This is a genomic window from Pantoea sp. X-Soil-ISGK-355 (genome assembly GCF_059730805.1).
In genome coordinates, this window is the sequence record NZ_AP035971.1 from 880,051 (window position 1) to 900,138 (window position 20,088).

Here is a 20,088-nt window from a genome sequence, read left to right on the forward strand (position 1 = left end):
AAACAAGGACAAGAATAAATAACAAGTCGGGCAGGGCACCCAATAACAGAAAGGGCGGCATAGCGCCGCCCTTAAAGAGATGAACAGCTGAATTACCAGCCTTTAACCGCGCCGCCATTAAAGACTTTGTTAGCTTCTGCGTAAACTTCGTCAGACTGGTAAGCCTTGACGAATTTCTTCACGTTTTCCGCATCTTTATTATCTTCGCGCGCGACAATCAGGTTCACGTAAGGTGAGTCTTTATCTTCGACGAAAATGCCATCTTTGGCTGGTGTCAGGCCAATCTGGCTGGCGTAAGTGGTGTTGATAACCGCGAGCGCGATCTGCTGATCGTCCAGTGAGCGTGGCAGCTGCGGCGCTTCCAGCTCAACAATTTTCAGATGCTTAGGATTCTCAGTGATATCCAGCGAGGTTGGCAGCAAGCCCACGCCATCTTTCAGTTTAATCAGCCCCACTTTCTGCAGCAGCAGCAGTGTACGGCCCAGGTTCGTCGGGTCATTCGGAATGGCAACCTGCGCGCCATCCTGCAGCTCATCCAGTGACTTGATCTTCTTCGAATAGCCTGCAATCGGGTAGACGAAGGAGTTACCTACGGAAACCAGCTTGTAACCACGATCTTTGATCTGCTGATCCAGATACGGTTTGTGCTGGAAAGCATTGACGTCGATATCGCCTTTGCTCAGCGCTTCATTCGGCAGCACGTAGTCGTTAAATGTGACCAGCTCAACATCCAGACCATACTTATCTTTAGCCACTTTCTGTGCGGCTTCAGCAACCTGCTGCTCAGCACCAACAATGACGCCCACTTTGATGTGGTTAGCGTCTTTCTCTTTTTGATCGCATCCTGCCAGCGCAATCGCGCCAATCAGTGCACCCACAGCGGCAATTTTTTTGAATCTGAAAGACATATCCTTTCCTTCTTAATAATGTGAGATTGCTGGCTTACTTATGGGACACTGCACGCACGATGCGGTCGCCACAGAATTGAATGAGATACACCAAAACCACTAACAACACCAATACCGTATTCATCACCGTGGCGTTGTATCCGATATAACCATACTGATAACCGATCTGACCCAGACCACCGGCACCCACTGCGCCACCCATGGCGGAGTAACCGACCAGCGTAATCAGGGTAATGGTTGCCGCATTCACCAGGCCTGGCATCGCTTCCGGCAACAGGACCTTACGGATGATCTGCATTGGCGTTGCACCCATGGCACGCGAGGCTTCGATCAGGCCGGTAGGCAGTTCCAGCAAGGCGTTTTCAACCATACGCGCAATAAACGGTGCAGCGCCGACGGTCAGCGGAACGATAGCTGCCTGCAGTCCAATGGAGGTGCCGACGATAACGCGGGTAAAAGGAATCATCCAGACCAGTAAGATAATGAAAGGTATGGAGCGGAAGATATTCACCAGCGCGGAGAGCACGCGGTACAGCCCCTGATTCTGCAGAATCTGGCCCGGACGGGTGACATAAAGTAAAACGCCGACCGGCAGGCCCAGTACAAAACCGAAAAAGCCAGAGACGAAGGTCATCATCAGCGTTTCCCATACGCCTCGTCCCAGCAACCACATCATCGCTTCAGACATAACCTAACACCTCTACTTTCACATGATTCTCTTTCAGCCAGGCTATCGCCTCGCGCGTATCGCTCTCTGCGCCATGCATTTCGGCCAGCATAATGCCGAACTTCACACCACCGGCGTAATCCATCTGGGCACTGATAATGTTGTTATTCACGTTGTAACGGCGGGCCGCTTCGGAAAGCAGTGGCGCATCAACCGATTTACCGGTGAATTCCAGCCGCAGCAGCGGCACGGTGCCTTCAGTGGCAGTGGCTGAAAGACGCTGCTGGTAATCATCCGGGATATCCAGATGCAGGGTAGACTGAATAAACTGCTGCGCCAGAGGCGTCTTAGGGTGTGAGAACACCTCACTGACGCTGTCTTTCTCGATTAACTCACCGTGACTGATGACCGCAACCTGATCGCAGATGCGTTTCACCACATCCATCTCATGAGTGATCAGGAGAATCGTCAGCCCAAGGCGGCGGTTGATATCTTTCAGCAACTCCAGAATAGAGCGGGTTGTAGCGGGATCCAGTGCGCTGGTGGCTTCATCACACAGCAGAACCTTGGGATTACTGGCCAGCGCACGGGCAATCGCGACACGCTGCTTCTGACCGCCTGAGAGATTTGCAGGCCAGGCATCATGCTTATCAGACAATCCCACCAGTTCCAGCAGCTCAGTGACACGAGCGTTGATCTGGGCGCGGGAGAGATTACCGAGTTCCAGTGGCAGAGAAACGTTGCCCGCAACGGTGCGTGAGTTCATCAGGTTAAAGTGCTGGAATATCATGCCAATCTGGCGGCGCGCCTGGGTTAACTGACGTTCATTAAGTGCAGTCAGATCGGCTCCGTCAACCAGTACGCGACCCGAAGTAGGCCGCTCCAGCAGATTCACGCAACGAATCAATGTACTTTTACCGGCACCGGAAGCGCCGATAACGCCATAAATCTGTCCGGCAGGCACGTGCAGACTGACATCCGTTAATGCCGGAATAGTCCGCGAGCCCTGCTGAAACACTTTAGTAATATTTTCTAGTTTAATCATTATGTTATTAATTATCGTGTTGCGTTGTCCGTGGTGTGGGAAGCCTCGTCACTTTTAGTCGCTATAAAAGCTGGATGGATGTTAAGGCATCCAGACGTCTAAATCAATGGAAGTGATTCAATCTGACATTCTCCCTTTTATAGCAATCATGCGATACTGATCGGCAATTTTTACAGCAGGAGTTTCTACGTGGCGAATAAAGTCCCCGCTATTTTTCTTGATCGTGATGGCACCCTTAATGTCGATAGTGGCTATGTCCATGAGATTGATGACTTCCAGTTTATTGACGGCACAATTGAAGCGCTGCAAAAACTGAAGGCAATGGGATATGCACTGGTGGTCGTGACCAATCAATCTGGCATAGCGCGCGGTATGTTTACCGAAGATACCTTTATGCGTCTGACAGAGTGGATGGACTGGTCGCTGGCCGATCGCGACGTCGATCTTGATGGCATTTATTTCTGTCCTCACCATCCTGAAGCAAAAGTAGAAGAATTCCGTCAGGAATGTGATTGCCGTAAGCCACAGCCAGGCATGCTGCTGACTGCACAGGAAGAGCTGCATATTGATATGGCTGCTTCTTATATGGTGGGTGACAAGCTGGAAGATATGCTGGCAGGAAAGGCTGCGGGCGTTGGCACCAAAGTGCTGGTGCGTAGTGGTAAACCCGTCACGGCCGAAGGCGAAGCTGCAGCAGACTGGGTGATTAATAGCCTGGCAGAGCTGCCAGCACGCATTAAACAGGGCTAAAACGGCGCTTTTGTGCAAATTTCAGACGAACAGCAAAAAAGTCTCAATTTGCACTTGCGCTATCTGAGCCGTTCCCTATAATGCGCCTCCACTGACACGGCAAACCGGCAACGGGATGACGGGTTAAGAGGCACAGGAGACTGCGCCGCCGGAGAAAAACTTCTGAGAAAGAGGTTGACTCTGCAGGAGGAAAGCGTAATATACGCCACCTCGCGACAGGACGCTAACGCACTGTTCGCACTGCTCTTTAACAATTTATCAGACAATCTGTGTGGGCACTCGCAGGATTGATATCAGCGTCTTTGGACGCACAAAAATATCAAAGCCTCACGAGTGAACACATAATGAAATTCATTATGACGTTTTACAGATGAGCACCGCTTAACTTGTTTAAGCAAATCAAACTTAAATTGAAGAGTTTGATCATGGCTCAGATTGAACGCTGGCGGCAGGCCTAACACATGCAAGTCGGACGGTAGCACAGAGAGCTTGCTCTCGGGTGACGAGTGGCGGACGGGTGAGTAATGTCTGGGGATCTGCCCGATAGAGGGGGATAACCACTGGAAACGGTGGCTAATACCGCATAACGTCGCAAGACCAAAGAGGGGGACCTTCGGGCCTCTCACTATCGGATGAACCCAGATGGGATTAGCTAGTAGGCGGGGTAATGGCCCACCTAGGCGACGATCCCTAGCTGGTCTGAGAGGATGACCAGCCACACTGGAACTGAGACACGGTCCAGACTCCTACGGGAGGCAGCAGTGGGGAATATTGCACAATGGGCGCAAGCCTGATGCAGCCATGCCGCGTGTATGAAGAAGGCCTTCGGGTTGTAAAGTACTTTCAGCGGGGAGGAAGGCGGTGCGGTTAATAACCGCGCCGATTGACGTTACCCGCAGAAGAAGCACCGGCTAACTCCGTGCCAGCAGCCGCGGTAATACGGAGGGTGCAAGCGTTAATCGGAATTACTGGGCGTAAAGCGCACGCAGGCGGTCTGTTAAGTCAGATGTGAAATCCCCGGGCTTAACCTGGGAACTGCATTTGAAACTGGCAGGCTTGAGTCTTGTAGAGGGGGGTAGAATTCCAGGTGTAGCGGTGAAATGCGTAGAGATCTGGAGGAATACCGGTGGCGAAGGCGGCCCCCTGGACAAAGACTGACGCTCAGGTGCGAAAGCGTGGGGAGCAAACAGGATTAGATACCCTGGTAGTCCACGCCGTAAACGATGTCGACTTGGAGGTTGTTCCCTTGAGGAGTGGCTTCCGGAGCTAACGCGTTAAGTCGACCGCCTGGGGAGTACGGCCGCAAGGTTAAAACTCAAATGAATTGACGGGGGCCCGCACAAGCGGTGGAGCATGTGGTTTAATTCGATGCAACGCGAAGAACCTTACCTACTCTTGACATCCACGGAATTCGGCAGAGATGCCTTAGTGCCTTCGGGAACCGTGAGACAGGTGCTGCATGGCTGTCGTCAGCTCGTGTTGTGAAATGTTGGGTTAAGTCCCGCAACGAGCGCAACCCTTATCCTTTGTTGCCAGCGATTCGGTCGGGAACTCAAAGGAGACTGCCGGTGATAAACCGGAGGAAGGTGGGGATGACGTCAAGTCATCATGGCCCTTACGAGTAGGGCTACACACGTGCTACAATGGCGCATACAAAGAGAAGCGACCTCGCGAGAGCAAGCGGACCTCACAAAGTGCGTCGTAGTCCGGATCGGAGTCTGCAACTCGACTCCGTGAAGTCGGAATCGCTAGTAATCGTGGATCAGAATGCCACGGTGAATACGTTCCCGGGCCTTGTACACACCGCCCGTCACACCATGGGAGTGGGTTGCAAAAGAAGTAGGTAGCTTAACCTTCGGGAGGGCGCTTACCACTTTGTGATTCATGACTGGGGTGAAGTCGTAACAAGGTAACCGTAGGGGAACCTGCGGTTGGATCACCTCCTTACCTGAAGATACCTTCCGGCGCAGTGTCCACACAGATTGTCTGATAAAAAGTAACGAGCAGAAAAAACCTCTACAGGCTTGTAGCTCAGGTGGTTAGAGCGCACCCCTGATAAGGGTGAGGTCGGTGGTTCAAGTCCACTCAGGCCTACCAGATTTGTCCTCATGCTGCGTTGTGTCGACGGCTCGCATAGTTCACTATGCTTCGCATCGACACGCCTTGCCTGAGAAAAAATCGCATTCTTTACATGAAGAATGTTACTCCTGGTAGTAGTGGTCTCTGCAGTAACTGTATGGGGCTATAGCTCAGCTGGGAGAGCGCCTGCCTTGCACGCAGGAGGTCAGCGGTTCGATCCCGCTTAGCTCCACCATACCGTTTATCTGTTTTTTCTGAATACTTCAGAGCGTACCGGCAACGGTGTGCTGCGAAGTATTATGCTCTTTAACAATCCGGAACAAGCTGAAAATTGAAACGACGTGTCGCTTTCATTCTCCGTAACAAGAATGAAAAACGCGGCACGTTCGAGTCTCTCAAATCCCTGCAGTCTGCAGCGTTGCAAAACGCCTGTGGGTTGTGAGGTTAAGCGACTAAGCGTACACGGTGGATGCCCAGGCAGTCAGAGGCGATGAAGGACGTGCTAATCTGCGTAAAGCGACGGTAAGGTGATATGAACCGCTACAGCCGTCGATGTCCGAATGGGGAAACCCGGTGCACTCTGTGCATCATTGCAGCATGAATACATAGTGCTGCAAGGCGAACCGGGGGAACTGAAACATCTAAGTACCCCGAGGAAAAGAAATCAACCGAGATTCCCCCAGTAGCGGCGAGCGAACGGGGAGCAGCCCAGAGCCTGAATCAGCATGTGTGTTAGTGGAAGCGTCTGGAAAGTCGCAGGGTACAGGGTGATACTCCCGTACACAAAAGCACACGTGCTGTGAGCTCGATGAGTAAGGCGGGACACGTGGTATCCTGTCTGAATATGGGGGGACCATCCTCCAAGGCTAAATACTCCTGACTGACCGATAGTGAACCAGTACCGTGAGGGAAAGGCGAAAAGAACCCCGGCGAGGGGAGTGAAACAGAACCTGAAACCGTGTACGTACAAGCAGTGGGAGCCCTCTTTACGGGGGTGACTGCGTACCTTTTGTATAATGGGTCAGCGACTTATATTCTGTAGCAAGGTTAACCGTATAGGGGAGCCGCAGGGAAACCGAGTCTTAACTGGGCGTTAAGTTGCAGGGTATAGACCCGAAACCCGGTGATCTAGCCATGGGCAGGTTGAAGGTTGGGTAACACTAACTGGAGGACCGAACCGACTAATGTTGAAAAATTAGCGGATGACCTGTGGCTGGGGGTGAAAGGCCAATCAAACCGGGAGATAGCTGGTTCTCCCCGAAAGCTATTTAGGTAGCGCCTCGTGAACTCATCTCCGGGGGTAGAGCACTGTTTCGGCTAGGGGGCCATCCCGGCTTACCAACCCGATGCAAACTGCGAATACCGGAGAATGTTATCACGGGAGACACACGGCGGGTGCTAACGTCCGTCGTGAAGAGGGAAACAACCCAGACCGCCAGCTAAGGTCCCAAAGTCATGGTTAAGTGGGAAACGATGTGGGAAGGCACAGACAGCCAGGATGTTGGCTTAGAAGCAGCCATCATTTAAAGAAAGCGTAATAGCTCACTGGTCGAGTCGGCCTGCGCGGAAGATGTAACGGGGCTAAACCATGCACCGAAGCTGCGGCAGCGACACTATGTGTTGTTGGGTAGGGGAGCGTTCTGTAAGCCGTCGAAGGTGTGCTGTGAGGCATGCTGGAGGTATCAGAAGTGCGAATGCTGACATAAGTAACGATAAAGCGGGTGAAAAGCCCGCTCGCCGGAAGACCAAGGGTTCCTGTTCAACGTTAATCGGAGCAGGGTGAGTCGACCCCTAAGGCGAGGCCGAAAGGCGTAGTCGATGGGAAACAGGTTAATATTCCTGTACTCGGTGTTACTGCGAAGGGGGGACGGAGAAGGCTATATCAGCCGGGCGACGGTTGTCCCGGTTTAAGCGTGTAGGCGGAGGGTCCAGGTAAATCCGGTCCCTTATCAACGCTGAGGCGTGACGACGAGGCACTACGGTGCTGAAGTGATAAATGCCCAGCTTCCAGGAAAAGCCTCTAAGCATCAGGTAACACAGAATCGTACCCCAAACCGACACAGGTGGTCAGGTAGAGAATACCAAGGCGCTTGAGAGAACTCGGGTGAAGGAACTAGGCAAAATGGTGCCGTAACTTCGGGAGAAGGCACGCTGGCGCGTAGGTGGAGGGACTTGCTCCCCGAGCCGAAGCCAGTCGAAGATACCAGCTGGCTGCAACTGTTTATTAAAAACACAGCACTGTGCAAACACGAAAGTGGACGTATACGGTGTGACGCCTGCCCGGTGCCGGAAGGTTAATTGATGGGGTTATCCGCAAGGAGAAGCTCTTGATCGAAGCCCCGGTAAACGGCGGCCGTAACTATAACGGTCCTAAGGTAGCGAAATTCCTTGTCGGGTAAGTTCCGACCTGCACGAATGGCGTAATGATGGCCAGGCTGTCTCCACCCGAGACTCAGTGAAATTGAACTCGCTGTGAAGATGCAGTGTACCCGCGGCAAGACGGAAAGACCCCGTGAACCTTTACTACAGCTTGACACTGAACATTGAGCCTTGATGTGTAGGATAGGTGGGAGGCTTTGAAGCGCGGACGCCAGTCTGCGTGGAGCCAACCTTGAAATACCACCCTTTAATGTTTGATGTTCTAACGTAGGCCCGTTATCCGGGCTGCGGACAGTGTCTGGTGGGTAGTTTGACTGGGGCGGTCTCCTCCTAAAGAGTAACGGAGGAGCACGAAGGTCAGCTAATCACGGTCGGACATCGTGAGGTTAGTGCAATGGCATAAGCTGGCTTGACTGCGAGAGTGACGGCTCGAGCAGGTGCGAAAGCAGGTCATAGTGATCCGGTGGTTCTGAATGGAAGGGCCATCGCTCAACGGATAAAAGGTACTCCGGGGATAACAGGCTGATACCGCCCAAGAGTTCATATCGACGGCGGTGTTTGGCACCTCGATGTCGGCTCATCACATCCTGGGGCTGAAGTAGGTCCCAAGGGTACGGCTGTTCGCCGTTTAAAGTGGTACGCGAGCTGGGTTTAGAACGTCGTGAGACAGTTCGGTCCCTATCTGCCGTGGGCGCTGGAGAATTGAGGGGGGTTGCTCCTAGTACGAGAGGACCGGAGTGAACGCACCACTGGTGTTCGGGTTGTCATGCCAATGGCACTGCCCGGTAGCTAAGTGCGGAAAAGATAAGTGCTGAAAGCATCTAAGCACGAAACTTGCCCCGAGATGAGTTCTCCCTGACTCCTTGAGAGTCCTGAAGGGACGTTGAAGACTACGACGTTGATAGGCCGGGTGTGTAAGCGCAGCGATGCGTTGAGCTAACCGGTACTAATGACCCGTGAGGCTTAACCTTACAACGCCAGAGGCGTTTTTGAGAGACACGATTTTCAGCCTGTACCGGATAAAATTAGCGGAAACGAAAGATTTTGCGGCGTGGCAAGGCGCAGAGCGAAGACATCAGCGGGAGCATACTGAGGTATGTGACCGGTGTGGCTGAGCGATGGCAACGCGGTCATGGCGTAAAAGATTCGTTTCGTGCACCAAGATTTGCCTGGCGGCTTTAGCGCGGTGGTCCCACCTGACCCCATGCCGAACTCAGAAGTGAAACGCCGTAGCGCCGATGGTAGTGTGGGGCCTCCCCATGCGAGAGTAGGGAACTGCCAGGCATCAAATTTGTTCCTTTTCCTCTGACAGGGAAAATAACGGGAACAGGCGGTTATCAGCCGGTTGCTGATAAGCGTGAAAGAATCGGTGGAGCGGTAGTTCAGTTGGTTAGAATACCTGCCTGTCACGCAGGGGGTCGCGGGTTCGAGCCCCGTCCGTTCCGCCACTTAATTGGAAAGCCCTGACTTAACGGTCAGGGCTTTTTCCATTGCAGCAAATTCATCGCGGAAAAAGTATCCGCGCTGATTATCTTCGATCTCCAGGATCATACTGTAGCAACAGACCCCGATAAGGCCTGCTCTTATAGATGTCACGTGCGCCACGGCTGCGCAGCTGTCCACTCACTGAGAAAATCGATAAAAGCCCGCACACGCTGGCTTACTCCGATATCGCTGTAGTAGACCGCATTGAAGGGCATCTCGACCGGCAGACGCTGATCGGCCAGCACTTCCACCAGTGATCCCTCCGCGACCTCACGATCAATCATATAGTCTGACAGGCAGGCAATCCCATTGCCGGTAAGACAGAGCTGCTTAATTGTCTCTCCGCTATTCGAAGAGATAGCCCAGTCGATGTCATAAAGTTCGCCGCTTTCACGTGCAATGGGCCAGCGATTGAGCCTCGGGGACTCTTCGAAGCCAAGACAATGATGGTTATCCAGATCGGTCACCTTTTGTGGGACACCGTGCTCATGGAGATAGGCAGGGGAGGCGACAACTTTGCGAAAACTATTGAACAGTAATCTGGCGCGTAGTGTTGAGTCCGTGAGATTGCCAGCACGAATCGCAATATCCACTTTCCGTTCAATCAGATTGATAAAACTCTCAGATGAGATTAACGAAAGCGTCACCCCGGGATAGCGCTGGCGAAAGGGCTTAACCATCGGCATCAGCAAATGCAGAATAACCGGTGTCGCGGCATCAACGCGCAGTAACCCTTTGGGCTCCTGTAAGCTTTCTATCAAATCGCTTTCTGCGGTCGTCATCTCCTGCAAAAAATGCTGAACATGGCGGAAATAGCGTTCACCTTCCTGCGTAAGTGCCAGCTGTCGCGTGGTACGGGTTAGCAGAGCAATGCCCAGCTTGTTTTCCAGTTTTTTTATGGTTCTGCTGACGGCAGAATTAGCCATCTGCAACTGCTCAGCAGCGCGGCTGAAACTTCCACTCTCGACTACACTGACAAACACTTTGAGTTCGTCAGAAGATGCCTTCATTCTTCCTCCCTGTCATGTCGCAGATATTTAGCTATTTTATGGACGATTATACTGGCATAACTCCAGTACAGGCGTCCTCAATGATGACACCGTTGATGTGGCCAGGTTCTGCCTCGTTTAGCTTAGCGAGCTTAAAGTAACGCCTTATTCTGGAAAAGCGTGATGAATTCTGACATTCACCTGCATCCATTGAAACATCGGTCTAGAATCCCTATAACAGACAGGTGTTAACTGTATTTTTGAATTATCAGCCAGGCGGGAAAGTGCGTAAAAAAACTTATGCAATGCGATATGTAGCAGGACAACCAGTGGAGCAGATTTTTCCACCTGGCGCGATGCTCCATCTCGGCCAGGCACTGCCACCCGGCGCACCGTTGCCCGCGCATCCAAACCTTAAAGTTCTGGTATGGAATATCTTCAAGCAGCAGCGTGCAGACTGGATGTCAGTGCTGGAAGGATTTGGTAAGGATGCCCATCTGGTGTTACTGCAGGAAGCGCAGACCACACCTGAACTGGTGCAGTTTGCCACCAGTAATTATCTGGCTGCCGATCAGGTGCCTGCCTTTGTGCTGCCTCAGCATCCCTCTGGCGTAATGACCCTCGCTTCTGCCCATCCGGTCTATTGTTGCCCCTTACGCGAACGTGAGCCTCTGCTGAGGCTGTCAAAATCGGCGCTGGTTACGGCTTATCCTCTGCCTGCGGGAGAAATGCTGATGGTGGTTAACATCCATGCGGTTAACTTCAGCCTGGGTGTCGACGTCTACAGTAAACAGCTGGGGCCTATCGGCGAGCAGATCATGCATCATCAGGGACCGGTCATCATGGCCGGGGATTTCAATGCCTGGAGCCGTCAGCGCATCAATGCGCTCTATCGGTTTGCACAGCGGATGAAGCTGGAAGAGGTGATGTTTACGGCCGATCATCGCCGCAAAGCGTTTGGTCGCCCGCTGGATTTCGTCTTCTATCGCGATCTCAGAGTGAGTGAGGCATCCGTACTGGTGACGCGCGCTTCCGATCATAACCCGTTACTGGTGGAGTTTAGCTCAGGAAGCTAATCCGGTGCATTGAATGTGCCTGCAGAAGAAGAAGCGGGCAGGGTAATGAGTAAATCGTGGCAGATGGATGAAAGAAAAAGGCTGACAATTGTCAGCCTTTTCAACGTATCAGGTATCAGGTGTAGCGTTATTATTCACAAACAGCGTTAAGTTATCGCCGGGCTGAATATCTTTCGCACTGTCCAGCACACTGTTCCAGCGCATCACGTCTTTGATATTGACGCCGTGATGACGGGCAATACTGTCAAGAGAATCACCCTTACGAACACGATAGGTGATGCTATTGCCGTTATCAGCCAGTCGGGTGCCGTTCGAACCGATGGTCAGCGTCTGACCCGGTCGGATATCAGCACCGCGCAGGTTGTTTTCCTGCTTCAGTGTCGAGACGCTAACGCCAAGTTTAGCGGCGATACCCGAAAGCGTATCACCCCGTCGCACTTTGTACCCGCCACTCGCGCTGGCTTTCGCAAGCTGCACAGGCTGTACCGCTGCGATGTCACCGGAGGCCAGTGAGTTACGCAATTTCGCGACGTTCGACTTTGGCACCATAATGTAGTGCGGGCCGTTTGGCGCTGTTGCACCGCCTTTGTAGCCGGTATTGAAGCTCTTCAGTTTCGTGAGCGACATACCCGCCATTTCGGCAGCCTGCGTCAGCTGTATCTGCTGACCCACTTCCACTCGTGCCAGAGCACGACTTTCATTCGGTGTCGGCAGTTTGATACCGTAACGCTTGTTATTTTTGAGCAGTTCACTCAAGGCTAACATTTTAGGCACATACACGGTGGTTTCGCGTGGCAGCGATAAATGCCAGAAGTCAGTCGGCTTACCGCGCGCCTTATTCTGCTTAATCGCTTTGAGCACCCGTCCTTCACCACTGTTGTAAGCAGCAATGGTCAGTAACCAGTCACCGTCAAACATGGTATTAAGACGCTGCATCATATCCAGCGCAACTTTCGTGGATGCGACTACATCACGTCGCCCATCGTAATACTGGTTTTGTTTCAAACCATAATTTCGACCCGTAGCTGCAACAATCTGCCAGATACCAGCGGCATTGGCGGATGAGGTTGCGCGAGGGTCAAAAGCGCTCTCCACTATGGGTAGCAGTACCAGTTCCATCGGCATTTTACGTTTCTGTATCTGCTCGACTATCCAGTACATGTACGGCTCTGCCCGTAATGTTACATCGTGGAGATAGCTCTTATTTTTTAAAAATTTACTTTTTTGTTCGCGGATTGCCGGGTTTTCCGGAATCCCCATCTTCAACTCGTCACTAATGAAACTCCAGAGATCTGCGTCTGCTGCGAGGCCAGTTCCATCTTCCTGCCATCGCGGCGACAAAAACTCGTCTCCGTACTTTCCATTTTCACCTTGACCAGCTGAAGACAGACTCTGTGCATGCTGTTCGGGGATATTGGCATCGTTCCTGGACGCCTGACATCCTACCAGCAAGACTGAGGCGAGTAAGATCGCTTTAGCCTTCATGTGTGTGTCAATAGTTCGCTTAAAAGACGAGCAACTATACGTGACGACTTTTCACAACACAACCCGAAAAATCAAAAAGCGTCTTTCTTTTCGCGTAGAACGGCAAATGTCCGCCATACTGGTTCATCAGTAATGTTAACGTTTAATGCCCTTTGTAAATCAATATCTTGCGTACGAAGAAATAAATTTATTGACCGTTCGTGCGCCAGTTTTGTTGGCAAAGTAATGCCATTTTCGGCGCGTAAGTCCTTAATTTTCTGATATTCGGCCGTTATTTGCGGGTCATGGGGCAGAATAGCCGCAGCAAACTTCAGATTGGATAAAGTATATTCATGCGCACAGCAGACTAAAGTCTCACCTGGTAGCTGGTTAAGCTTTTGAAAGGAATCATACATCTGCTCTGGAGTGCCTTCAAAAAGGCGTCCGCACCCGCCTGAAAAGAGAGTGTCGCCACAGAAAAGATAAGGCGAGCTGTAATATGAGATATGTCCTAAAGTGTGACCAGGAGTATGGATCACTCTGAAGGTCAGGCCCAGTACGGTGACTTTATCGCCTTCGCTGACTATCGTCCTGGCCCCTTTCGCTTCGGTTTCCCGAGGGCCGTAGACCTCAAGGTCAGGGAAGTGCTCACATAATGTTTTCACGCCGCCCGTATGGTCGTTATGGTGGTGAGTCAACAGAATGGCGACTGGCTGCCAGCCGTTTGACGCCATTTTTTCTAACACTGGCTGAGCTTCGCCGGGATCAACGATCAGGCATTTACCCTCATCATCATTCAGCGTCCAGATGTAGTTGTCCTGCAACGCAGGAATACTGGTAAGATTCATCATCACCTCTCGCAGGTCGTAGGAAAAGGAAGAGCGTAAAGCATGAAGCCCGCTAAATCACGCCAGGTTCTGAACGCACCGCTGTCCTGGCGTAACATGCCGTGGGGAGATTACTTCCGCGACGCGCTAACGCAGCAGCTTCAGCCTTATCTCGGAAAGCTTTATGGCTTTCATATGCTTAAGCTTGGCAACCTCAGCGCAGAAATCAACACCGAAAACTGTGCTATTTCACATCAGGTCAATGTGGGCAGCGAAGGCGAGCTATTACAGGTGCGGGCTGACCCGATGCAATTGCCGTTTGAGTCGAAATCGATTGATGCCTGTCTGCTTGCCCATACGCTTGCCTGGAGTCAGGATCCTCACCGGGTGTTACGCGAAGTAGACAGGGTATTAATCGACGATGGCTGGATGATCATCAGCGGCTTCAATCCTTTCAGCCTGCTCGGCGTCAGTAAAATGGTACCGGGATTAACTCGTAAAGCCCCCTGGAGCGGGCGGATGTTCAGCCAGATGCGATTGCTCGACTGGCTGGGACTACTGAATTATGAGGTGGTCTACCGCACCCGATTTCAGGTGCTGCCATGGCATCAGCAGGGCGGGAAACTGATCAGCGCCCACTTACCGGCGCTGGGGTGTCTGAATATTGTGGTGGCGCGCAAGCGAACCTTCCCGCTGCTGCCGACCCGGGCAAAGAAGAGCCTGAGTACCAGCAAGATTCGTCAGACGGTCAATGCCACACGTCAGTTCCGGAAAGCAGAGGATCAGGACTCGGCTTTATAGCCGATATCCTCAAAAGCAGGATTTTCCGCCGCGCTGCGGGCCAGCACATCGCAGCGCTCGTTTTCCGGGTGTCCGGCATGGCCTTTAACCCACTCCCACTGAATCTTATGGGTACTGAGGGCTAAGTCGAGACGCTGCCAGAGATCGACATTCTTCACCGGCTTTTTATCGGCGGTTTTCCAGCCACGCTTTTTCCAGTTATGGATCCAGCTGGTGATCCCCTGACGCACATACTGACTGTCGGTGCTGAGCACCACATCGCACGGCTGGGTCAGCGCCTCGAGCGAGACAATCGCCGCCATCAGCTCCATCCGGTTGTTAGTGGTAAGGCGATAGCCCGCGCTGAAGGTTTTCTCATGCTGACCGTAACGTAAAATCGCCCCGTAACCGCCGGGACCGGGATTTCCAAGACAGGATCCATCGGTGAATATCTCTACCTGTTTGCGCATCTCTGGTAGACTTCCTCTTAAAAAACGCCAAGTCTGACATAAAACGGGTCTTATGAGCACTGCAAATAACCGCCAGATCGTTCTCGATACTGAAACCACCGGCATGAACATGATCGGGGTACATTATGAGGGGCACCGCATCATTGAGATTGGTGCGGTAGAGGTGATTAACCGTCGCCTGACCGGTAACAATTTCCATATGTATCTCAAGCCCGATCGGCTGGTCGATCCCGAAGCTTTTGGCGTCCACGGCATTGCCGATGAGTTTCTGGCCGACAAGCCCGCCTTCAGCGAAATCGCCGATGAGTTTCTCGACTACATTCGCGGTGCCGAATTAGTCATCCATAACGCGCCGTTTGATATCGGCTTTATGGATTACGAATTTTCAAAGCTGAATCGCGGCATTGAGAAAACCGAAACCTTCTGCAAAATTACCGACAGCCTGGCACTGGCGCGTCGAATGTTTCCCGGCAAGCGTAACAGCCTTGATGCGCTCTGCTCACGTTACGAAATAGACAACACCAAACGAACCCTGCACGGCGCACTGCTCGATGCCGAGATTCTGGCAGAAGTGTTCCTGACCATGACCGGCGGGCAGACCTCTCTCTCCTTTTTATCGGAGAGTGAAAGCGCCCGACAGGCTCAGGGAGAGAGCATCCAGCGCATCGTGCGTCCCGCTTCTGCACTGCGTGTGGTCACGGCCAGCGAAGAAGAGGTGGTTGCTCATGAATCCCGTCTGGATCTGGTGATGAAAAAAGGCGGCAGCTGTTTGTGGCGCGGCTGAATTGCGTGATTTTGTTGAGAAAATCAGCGGCAAGCTGAAAAAAACAGCAAACGATTTGTTCGGTCGGAAAAAGCATTGACGCCGTAACAGGCTGCCATTACTATGCGCCTCGTTCCCGACGGGGAACAAAGCGCGGAGCGGTAGTTCAGTTGGTTAGAATACCTGCCTGTCACGCAGGGGGTCGCGGGTTCGAGCCCCGTCCGTTCCGCCAATCTCTTTAAAAAAGCCGATTCAGAAATGAATCGGCTTTTTGCTGTCTGCTATTCAGCCGCGGCTTGCTTCTTCTGCGCCATTCCCTCGCTATGCCAGCGGGTCACATCCTCCGCCTCGCGATCTTCACGGGCGATAAAGCGATAGCAGCCTGCCGCCAGACCGGCACCAATAAACCAGCTGAAGTTCGCTACCTGATGCAGGGAAGGGATAAAGCTAATCACCAGGCAAATTGCCACCGACGGCAGCAGCGCGCCAATCGCTTTAGGGTTAAAGCCACCGCGATACCAGTAACGGCCTGCAGGTGTGTCGTTAAACAGATCGTCGACCGAAATACGTCCACGTTTAATCAGATAGAAATCGGTCAGCAGAATCCCGAACAGCGGCCCGATAAACGATCCCAGCACATCCAGCGTGTAGTGAATCAGCTCAGGCGACTGGAACAGGTTCCATGGTGTTAACAGCACCGAGCCAACGGCAGCGATCATGCCACCAGTACGGAAGCTGATTTTCTGCGGTGAACAGTTGGAGAAGTCAAAAGCGGGTGAAACGAAATTCGCCACGATATTGATGCCGATAGTGGCAGTAATCATGGTCAGCAGACCGATCGCAACGGCCAGATCGTTGCCAACCATGCTCACGGTTTCGATGGGATCGGTAATCATTTTGCCAAACAGCGACTGCGTGCCTGACACAATCACCACCGTCACCACAGAGAACAGCAGGAAGTTAAACGGCAGGCCCCAGCGGTTGCCGCGGCGAATCTCTGACATGTTCTTGCCGTAGCGTGAAAAGTCACCGAAGTTCAGCAGCGGCCCGGAGAAGTAGGAGACCACCAACGCCGTGGCCGTAATCATCTGCCACGTTTGCTCGCCCGCGGTCAGCGATTTGCTTGCCAGGGTAAAGGAGATCCCGTCAAAGCCGGTCTTGTATACAATCCAGCCCGCCAGCGCGACCATCACCACATAAACCGCTGGTCCAGCGACATCGATAAACCGTTTAATGGCGTTCATGCCGTGCCAGAACACCATCGCCTGCAGTAACCACATCACCCCGAAACAGCACCAGCCCAGCAGCGACAGGCCCAGCCAGTGCGGCACGGTCATCGACGTCAGAGAAGGCACGAACTTCAGCAGCACCAGCATCAGGGCGTTCGCCGCCAGATAAGTCTGGATGCCATACCAGGCGAAGGCGATTAGCCCGCGAATGACTGCTGGAATATTGGCACCAAATACGCCAAACGCCTGACGGCAAATCACCGCATAAGGCACGCCCGCCATCTGGCTCGGTTTCGCCACCAGATTCGCACAGATCTGCACGATGCAGATCCCGGCGAGCAGGCAAAGCAACACCTGCCAGCTGGCTAGTCCCAGCGTGAAGAAACTGGCGGCCACCACATAGCCGCCCATACTGTGCACATCGGACATCCAGAAAGAGAAAATGTTGTACCACGACCAGTTCTGATCGCGTGTCGGTGCCAGGTCGTCGTTACAGAGCCGTGGGCTGTAATGGGCACTGGCTTCAGAGGCCGTGCTGGCCACCGTTGATTGATTTGGCATGAAACCTGCTCCTGTACCTGAAAGTGGAATGAATAATCTGGTAGGACGGTATTGCAGGATTCAGGCCAGATCTCTTTTCTTGTATACAATATTTAATTTTCACGTATACGATATGTAGCACACAGCGAGTGACCGGAGCAGGTAATGACGAGTAAAACAGGCCAGCGAGACGCCACCAGGCTGCAGGATAAGGATGAAGGGATCTATCAGGCGTTAATGAACGCCATTGTTGAACATCAGCTACCGCCGGGCAGCAAATTGCCGGAAGAGGCCCTTTCCGGGGTCTTTGGTGTAAGCCGCACCGGCATCCGTAAAGTGCTGCAACGCCTCGCGGCGGTGCAGATGGTGACGCTGACGCCCAAACGTGGTGCGCAGGTGGCGACACCCGGAGTTGAAGAGGCGCGGGACATCTTCTCAACCCGCAGTTTAATGGAGTGCGCTAATCTGCCCGCGGTACTGGCGCATCTGCAGCCTCCCCATCTGGTGGCGCTGGAGCAGCTCATCGAGCAGGAGAACCAGGCGCTTGCCGATCAGGATGGTCCGGCAGCGATCCGGCTCTCTGCGGCATTTCATATCCAGCTGCAGGCGATCTCCGGCAATCAGGTGCTTACCGGCATGGTGACCAGCCTGACGCAGCGCTCCTCGCTGGTGATCGCCGCCTATGGCGCGCCCTGGCAGCGCGGCTGCCGCTGTGACGATCACGACAATCTGCTGAAGTTACTGCGCGCGCGCGCGCAGGAACCGCTGACGCAGGCGCTACAACATCACTTTGAGCATATCGTCTCCAGCCTGCACTTTGAGCGCAGCGGGGAAACCCTGCCCGATTTCTCCCGACTGTTTGCCGCAAACTCTGGAGCTGCCTCATGAGTCTGATTCAGGTGATTAACCCCAACACCAGCCTGGCGATGACCGAAACCATCGGCCAGGCCGCCCGTGCCGTCGCCGCGCCGGGTACCGAAATTCTGGCGGTTTCGCCTTCGCAGGGTGTGCCCTCCATTGAAGGCCACTTCGATGAGGCGATCGCCGCCATCGGTGTGCTGGAGCAGATCAGGCTCGGCAGGGAACAGGGCGTCAGCGGTCACGTCATCGCCTGCTTTGGCGATCCGGGTTTACTGGCAGCACGTGAGCTGGCCAGCGGACCGGTGATTGGCATTGCGGAAGCGGCGATGCACACCGCCACGCTGCTGGCGACGCGTTTCTCTATTGTCACCACGCTGCCGCGCACCCTGGTGATTGCGCGTCATCTGCTGCAGCAGTATGGCTTTACCCATCACTGTGCCGCGCTGCATGCCATCGATCTGCCAGTACTGGCACTGGAGGATGGCAGCGGCCTGGCGCAGGAAAAAGTGCGGCAGCGCTGCATTCAGGCGAAGCGGGAAGATGGCAGCGGGGCGATTGTGCTGGGCTGTGGCGGAATGGCGACGCTGGCTGCTTCGCTGACCCAGGAACTGGGCCTGCCAGTGATCGATGGTGTCAGTGCAGCAGTAAAAATGGTCGAATCGCTGGTGGCGCTTGGCTTTGGCACCAGCAAACATGGCGATCTGGCCTGGCCTTTGCAGAAACCTCTCTCAGGTGCGTTTCAGCATCTAAACTAACGGAACTTTTCCGAATCCCGAAAGGAAGCCAGTGATGACTGACGCTGCAGAGAAGAAAGAGTACAGCTTTAACAAAAACTATCCGCGCGATTTAATCGGTTATGGCGCTAATCCGCCACACGCCGCCTGGCCCAACAACAGCCGTGTGGCGGTGCAGTTTGTTCTGAACTACGAAGAAGGCGCTGAAAACAGCGTGCTGCATGGCGATGCCGGCTCGGAGCAGTTTCTCTCCGATATCATCGGTGCAGCGAGCTATACCGATCGGCACATGTCGATGGAGTCGCTGTATGAGTACGGCTCCCGCGCCGGATTCTGGCGCATCCACAATGAATTTCAGAAACGCGGTCTGCCATTAACCGTGTTTGGCGTGGCGATGGCGCTGGCACGTCATCCGGAAGTCGTTGAGGCGATTAAACAGGCGGATTACGATGTGGTCAGCCACGGCTGGCGCTGGATCCACTATCAGGGTATGGATGCAAAAACTGAACGTCAGCATATGCAGCAGGCGGTCGATGTGCTGGTGGATCTGTTTGGTAAAGCGCCGACCGGCTGGTACACCGGCCGCGACAGCCCGAACACCCGTCGGCTGGTGGTGGAGCAGGGCGGTTTCAGCTACGACAGCGACTACTACGGCGACGATCTGCCGTTCTGGACCCAGGTCACCTGTCAGGATGGCACGGTGAAACCGCACCTGATTATCCCCTATACCCTGGAGTGCAACGACATGCGCTTTGCCTCGCCGCAGGGGTTTAACACCGCCGAACAGTTCTTTACCTATCTGCGTGATACGTTCGATGTGCTGTATGAAGAGGGTGAAACCGCGCCGAAGATGATGTCGATCGGCATGCATTGTCGCCTGCTGGGCCGTCCTGGCAAATTCCGCGCGCTGCAGAACTTCCTTGATCACATCCAGCAGCATGACGATGTCTGGATCTGTACCCGCCAGCAGATCGCCGACCACTGGATCACCACGCACCCGGCACCGTAAGCCGGTTCCGGCGCTTGCCCCTGTTGAGCGGGC

At 53.5% G+C, this 20,088-nt stretch carries 15 protein-coding genes, 4 tRNA genes and 3 rRNA genes; 14 read left to right on the forward strand and 8 right to left on the reverse strand.

Features of this window, described 5'->3' with window-relative positions; genetic code table 11:
• Window positions 1-92: 92 nt before the first annotated feature.
• The 3 genes from AC6I8J_RS03800 to metN are packed head-to-tail and all read right to left on the reverse strand — an operon-like array spanning window position 93 to window position 2,620.
• Window positions 93-908 (reverse strand): MetQ/NlpA family lipoprotein, encoded by an 816-nt coding sequence (locus AC6I8J_RS03800; RefSeq protein WP_161735512.1) that lies wholly within the window; start codon window positions 906-908, stop codon window positions 93-95.
• A 34-nt stretch (window positions 909-942) separates the two neighbouring features.
• Window positions 943-1,596 carry a methionine ABC transporter permease MetI gene (locus AC6I8J_RS03805; RefSeq protein WP_031375299.1) on the reverse strand — a complete coding sequence of 218 codons (654 nt, stop codon included), beginning with the start codon at window positions 1,594-1,596 and terminating at the stop codon, window positions 943-945.
• The gene (gene metN, locus AC6I8J_RS03810; protein WP_150010669.1) at window positions 1,589-2,620 is read right to left on the reverse strand and encodes a methionine ABC transporter ATP-binding protein MetN; all 1,032 of its coding nucleotides are present in this window, start codon (window positions 2,618-2,620) and stop codon (window positions 1,589-1,591) included. Before metN ends, AC6I8J_RS03805 begins: the two co-directional genes overlap by 8 nt.
• Before the next feature lie 189 nt (window positions 2,621-2,809).
• On the opposite strand from metN, the gene gmhB reads away from it, so the two are divergent.
• From gmhB to AC6I8J_RS03845, 7 genes are all read left to right on the forward strand, one after another.
• A complete protein-coding gene (gmhB, locus tag AC6I8J_RS03815; RefSeq protein ID WP_260059237.1) occupies window positions 2,810-3,370 on the forward strand; it encodes a D-glycero-beta-D-manno-heptose 1,7-bisphosphate 7-phosphatase in 561 nt (186 codons plus the stop codon).
• A gap of 407 nt (window positions 3,371-3,777) precedes the next feature.
• Window positions 3,778-5,317, forward strand: a 16S ribosomal RNA gene (locus AC6I8J_RS03820).
• Window positions 5,318-5,390: 73 nt separating this feature from the next.
• A tRNA-Ile gene (locus AC6I8J_RS03825) sits at window positions 5,391-5,467 on the forward strand.
• A gap of 141 nt (window positions 5,468-5,608) precedes the next feature.
• A tRNA-Ala gene (locus AC6I8J_RS03830) sits at window positions 5,609-5,684 on the forward strand.
• A gap of 207 nt (window positions 5,685-5,891) precedes the next feature.
• Window positions 5,892-8,799: ribosomal RNA gene (locus tag AC6I8J_RS03835) — 23S ribosomal RNA — on the forward strand.
• Between the two features lie 197 nt (window positions 8,800-8,996).
• Window positions 8,997-9,112, forward strand: a 5S ribosomal RNA gene (rrf, locus tag AC6I8J_RS03840).
• Together the 16S, 23S and 5S rRNA genes with 3 tRNA genes alongside form the textbook arrangement of a ribosomal RNA operon.
• Before the next feature lie 87 nt (window positions 9,113-9,199).
• A tRNA-Asp gene (locus AC6I8J_RS03845) sits at window positions 9,200-9,276 on the forward strand.
• 144 nt (window positions 9,277-9,420) lie between these two features.
• Here AC6I8J_RS03845 and yafC read toward each other — a convergent pair.
• Complete coding sequence (gene yafC / locus AC6I8J_RS03850; protein WP_161734554.1) at window positions 9,421-10,323, reverse strand: DNA-binding transcriptional regulator YafC; 903 nt, start codon at window positions 10,321-10,323, stop codon at window positions 9,421-9,423.
• 263 nt (window positions 10,324-10,586) lie between these two features.
• Between yafC and AC6I8J_RS03855 the strand changes: the two genes are divergently transcribed.
• On the forward strand, window positions 10,587-11,378 hold the full coding sequence (locus AC6I8J_RS03855) for an endonuclease/exonuclease/phosphatase family protein (protein ID WP_161734552.1): 792 nt from the start codon (window positions 10,587-10,589) through the stop codon (window positions 11,376-11,378).
• Between the two features lie 108 nt (window positions 11,379-11,486).
• Here AC6I8J_RS03855 and mltD read toward each other — a convergent pair whose 3' ends face one another.
• Both mltD and gloB read right to left on the reverse strand, forming a co-directional pair.
• Window positions 11,487-12,863: a murein transglycosylase D gene (mltD, locus tag AC6I8J_RS03860; RefSeq protein ID WP_013356866.1), complete on the reverse strand. Its 1,377-nt coding sequence runs from the start codon at window positions 12,861-12,863 to the stop codon at window positions 11,487-11,489.
• Window positions 12,864-12,934: 71 nt separating this feature from the next.
• A complete protein-coding gene (gene gloB, locus AC6I8J_RS03865) occupies window positions 12,935-13,690 on the reverse strand; it encodes a hydroxyacylglutathione hydrolase (protein ID WP_161734558.1) in 756 nt (251 codons plus the stop codon).
• A gap of 42 nt (window positions 13,691-13,732) precedes the next feature.
• Between gloB and AC6I8J_RS03870 the strand changes: the two genes are divergently transcribed.
• Entirely contained in the window at window positions 13,733-14,470 is a 738-nt protein-coding gene (locus tag AC6I8J_RS03870) for a class I SAM-dependent methyltransferase (protein ID WP_150012952.1), read from the forward strand.
• Here the strand turns inward: AC6I8J_RS03870 and rnhA are convergent.
• Window positions 14,452-15,018 (reverse strand): ribonuclease HI, encoded by a 567-nt coding sequence (rnhA, locus tag AC6I8J_RS03875; RefSeq protein ID WP_161734560.1) that lies wholly within the window; start codon window positions 15,016-15,018, stop codon window positions 14,452-14,454. The genes AC6I8J_RS03870 and rnhA overlap by 19 nt on opposite strands.
• On the opposite strand from rnhA, the gene dnaQ reads away from it, so the two are divergent.
• Entirely contained in the window at window positions 14,972-15,703 is a 732-nt protein-coding gene (dnaQ, locus tag AC6I8J_RS03880; protein ID WP_013356870.1) for a DNA polymerase III subunit epsilon, read from the forward strand. The genes rnhA and dnaQ overlap by 47 nt on opposite strands.
• A gap of 134 nt (window positions 15,704-15,837) precedes the next feature.
• A tRNA-Asp gene (locus tag AC6I8J_RS03885) sits at window positions 15,838-15,914 on the forward strand.
• A 49-nt stretch (window positions 15,915-15,963) separates the two neighbouring features.
• On the opposite strand, the gene AC6I8J_RS03890 is transcribed toward AC6I8J_RS03885, so the two are convergent.
• Entirely contained in the window at window positions 15,964-17,472 is a 1,509-nt protein-coding gene (locus AC6I8J_RS03890; protein ID WP_161734550.1) for an NCS1 family nucleobase:cation symporter-1, read from the reverse strand.
• Between the two features lie 144 nt (window positions 17,473-17,616).
• On the opposite strand from AC6I8J_RS03890, the gene AC6I8J_RS03895 reads away from it, so the two are divergent.
• Genes AC6I8J_RS03895 through puuE form a run of 3 tightly spaced genes read left to right on the forward strand, consistent with a single transcriptional unit; the run spans window position 17,617 to window position 20,055 of the window.
• The gene (locus tag AC6I8J_RS03895; protein WP_222924499.1) at window positions 17,617-18,339 is read left to right on the forward strand and encodes a GntR family transcriptional regulator; all 723 of its coding nucleotides are present in this window, start codon (window positions 17,617-17,619) and stop codon (window positions 18,337-18,339) included.
• Entirely contained in the window at window positions 18,336-19,067 is a 732-nt protein-coding gene (hpxA, locus tag AC6I8J_RS03900) for an allantoin racemase (protein ID WP_161734546.1), read from the forward strand. The genes AC6I8J_RS03895 and hpxA overlap by 4 nt, the downstream gene beginning before the upstream one ends.
• Window positions 19,068-19,101: 34 nt before the next feature.
• Complete coding sequence (gene puuE, locus AC6I8J_RS03905) at window positions 19,102-20,055, forward strand: allantoinase PuuE (RefSeq protein WP_161734544.1); 954 nt, start codon at window positions 19,102-19,104, stop codon at window positions 20,053-20,055.
• Window positions 20,056-20,088 lie beyond the last annotated feature (33 nt).

Bases quoted from the DNA above. Each gene is read 5' to 3' on its own strand.
- mltD (WP_013356866.1), bottom strand. From the start codon at position 12,863: ATGAAGGCTAAAGCGATCTTACTCGCCTCAGTCTTGCTGGTAGGATGT.
- yafC (WP_161734554.1), bottom strand. From the start codon at position 10,323: ATGAAGGCATCTTCTGACGAACTCAAAGTGTTTGTCAGTGTAGTCGAG.
- AC6I8J_RS03895 (WP_222924499.1), top strand. From the start codon at position 17,617: ATGACGAGTAAAACAGGCCAGCGAGACGCCACCAGGCTGCAGGATAAG.
- AC6I8J_RS03805 (WP_031375299.1), bottom strand. From the start codon at position 1,596: ATGTCTGAAGCGATGATGTGGTTGCTGGGACGAGGCGTATGGGAAACG.
- hpxA (WP_161734546.1), top strand. From the start codon at position 18,336: ATGAGTCTGATTCAGGTGATTAACCCCAACACCAGCCTGGCGATGACC.
- AC6I8J_RS03890 (WP_161734550.1), bottom strand. From the start codon at position 17,472: ATGCCAAATCAATCAACGGTGGCCAGCACGGCCTCTGAAGCCAGTGCC.
- AC6I8J_RS03870 (WP_150012952.1), top strand. From the start codon at position 13,733: ATGAAGCCCGCTAAATCACGCCAGGTTCTGAACGCACCGCTGTCCTGG.
- metN (WP_150010669.1), bottom strand. From the start codon at position 2,620: ATGATTAAACTAGAAAATATTACTAAAGTGTTTCAGCAGGGCTCGCGG.
- gloB (WP_161734558.1), bottom strand. From the start codon at position 13,690: ATGAATCTTACCAGTATTCCTGCGTTGCAGGACAACTACATCTGGACG.
- AC6I8J_RS03800 (WP_161735512.1), bottom strand. From the start codon at position 908: ATGTCTTTCAGATTCAAAAAAATTGCCGCTGTGGGTGCACTGATTGGC.
- puuE (WP_161734544.1), top strand. From the start codon at position 19,102: ATGACTGACGCTGCAGAGAAGAAAGAGTACAGCTTTAACAAAAACTAT.
- dnaQ (WP_013356870.1), top strand. From the start codon at position 14,972: ATGAGCACTGCAAATAACCGCCAGATCGTTCTCGATACTGAAACCACC.